This is a genomic window from Shewanella sp. N2AIL (genome assembly GCF_022690845.1).
Taxonomy (GTDB): Bacteria; Pseudomonadota; Gammaproteobacteria; order Enterobacterales; family Shewanellaceae; genus Shewanella; species Shewanella baltica.
The window spans coordinates 1-1,721 of sequence record NZ_JALBYT010000066.1 but is presented as its reverse complement, the minus strand read 5'-3'; the positions used below and the strand labels follow the sequence as shown (position 1 = coordinate 1,721).

The window sequence follows — 1,721 nt, the reverse complement described above, 5'->3', positions numbered from 1 at the left end:
CCGTCATTCCGCACCTAATTTTCGATTTAAAAAACTTGACGGCGATCGGTCATTCTGATCTATTACTACTTTTTGCAGGTAGATCATTATGACTACTCCAGCTATCGCTATTCGTAACCTCGACCACCTTGGTTTGGTCGCTGCACTTTGCCAAGAACTCGGCATTGCTCGCATGATTGATGCGGTGCTACCCAAAACGCCGCCCTACAAAGTCTCACATGGTGAAGCGTTGGTGGCGATGATACTGAACGGTCTTGGCTTTCATAGTTCGACCTTGCACATGTTCCCGCAATTCTTTGCCAACAAGCCTGTAGAACGCCTGATTGGCCCGGGGATCTGTGCCGATGACCTCAATGATGATGTGCTCGGCCGCTGCCTTGATGCCCTCTTTGAGGCCGATGTCAGCACGCTTTATCAGGTGATGGCGGAGCAGGTCGTCGAACGATTGGGGCTCAAAAGTACTGCAGTACACCTCGATATCACCAGCTTCCACGTCGATGGCGCCTATGACCAAGCCGATGGCGAGCAGCTCGGTAAGTTGCAATTGGTACGGGGCTATAGCCGCGACCATCGGCCAGAGCTAAACCAGGTTATCCTGGAGCTTATCTGTGAAAATCAGGCCGGCCTGCCCATCTACATGCAAGCCTTGAGTGGTAATAGTAATGATACCAAGGCCTTTGCCCAGACGGTACGGCGCCACTTGAGCAGTCTCAAGGCCGCGCAGGAGAGTCGTTATCTGGTCGGCGATGCGGCGCTGTATTGCGCCGACACCTTGCAACTACTGGCACAACAGCAACAGTTGTTCGTGACTCGTGTGCCTGTCACCCTCAATGAAGCCAAGCGAGCCGTGGCAACCATTGGCACCCAGTCGCTGGTTGCGCTGGGCAATGGCTATCATGGCTGTTGGCAAAGCGCCAATTATGCCGACGTCGCGCAGCGTTGGTTGCTGGTGCGCAGCGAACAGGCCAGCCACCGTGAGCAGCAAACATTAGCCAAAAACCTACTGAAAGACAGCACGCGTGAACTGAAAGCCTTCAACAAATTATGTGCCCAGCGTTTTGCCTGCGAGACCGATGCGCAGGCTGAATTAGCCCGTTTTGCTGTCAGCTTAAATCTGCTGCAACTAGAAGCAGAAGTCGTGAGTGAACCTATCTATGCAGGGCGCGGAAGGCCGCAAAAGGGTGAAATGCCGGTGAGCTACCAATTTCACATCAAGGGGTTAGCCGCAAGTAGCTTGGCGCGGGTGGCTGAGGCGCGCAACCAGACAGGGGTGTTCATCCTCGCGACCAATGATCACAGTGAAACGCTCACCATGGCTGAGCTGTTGGCTACCTATAAAGCCCAGCAGAATGTCGAGCGTGGTTTTAGGTTTCTGAAAAGTCCCGAATTTTTAACCTCCTCGTTATATCTTAAAAAACCGGAACGTATCGAAGCGTTGCTGATGGTGATGACCTGTAGCCTGATGATTTATGCGGCGCTGGAGCACCGGATCCGGCAGGGCTTAGTAGAGCAGAACCGGAGTGTGGCGGACATGAAAAAGAAACCCACGCAAAAACCGACTGCGCGGTGGATTTTTTTACGCTTTGGCGGGGTGCACGAGTACCAGTTGGGAGAGGCGCCACCTCAAGTCACAGGACTCACAGTGGACCAGCAGATCATTCTCGACGTGTTAGGCGAACGGTATCGGCAAATTTATTCCTAAATCAGGTGCGGAAAGTCGG

Annotated in this window: 1 protein-coding gene; it reads left to right on the top strand. The window is 53.2% G+C overall.

From position 1 onward, the window contains the following. Positions 1-88 precede the first annotated feature (88 nt). On the top strand, positions 89-1,702 hold the full coding sequence (locus MO387_RS20705) for an IS1634-like element ISShes12 family transposase (protein WP_165564828.1): 1,614 nt from the start codon (positions 89-91) through the stop codon (positions 1,700-1,702). Positions 1,703-1,721: the final 19 nt, after the last annotated feature.

Excerpts from the sequence above, each read along its gene's own strand:
- MO387_RS20705 (WP_165564828.1), top strand. The coding sequence starts at position 89 with ATGACTACTCCAGCTATCGCTATTCGTAACCTCGACCACCTTGGTTTG.